The 261-nt window shown below is 37.9% G+C and carries 1 rRNA gene; it reads right to left on the bottom strand.

Annotated elements, in window-relative coordinates:
• Positions 1-186: 186 nt before the first annotated feature.
• A 23S ribosomal RNA gene (locus tag ACG916_RS21670) occupies positions 187-261 on the bottom strand; the annotation flags it as partial.

Raw genomic sequence — 261 nt, 5'->3', positions numbered from 1 at the left:
TCTTGCTATTGTCGCCAGCAAACTGTTATGGACTTGTTCGGGTCTTATTTAAATGCCTTACTTCGTACCAAATGAGTTTAACAGAACATTTGAGTTGAATAGTTTAACTAGCTTTACAACTAAATCAAGTATGTTTGATCTTTTATGAATCAAATGATGCTTCATATACAACTGCTTGGGTGTTGTATAGTCAAGCCTCACGAGCAATTAGTATTGGTCAGCTTCATGCGTCACCGCACTTCCACATCCAACCTATCAACG

Origin of the sequence: Acinetobacter legionensis (assembly GCF_048552295.1) — a bacterium.
GTDB lineage: Bacteria > Pseudomonadota > Gammaproteobacteria > Pseudomonadales > Moraxellaceae > Acinetobacter.
Note: the sequence above shows the minus strand (reverse complement) of the source record. Positions and strands in the feature narration are given on the sequence as shown.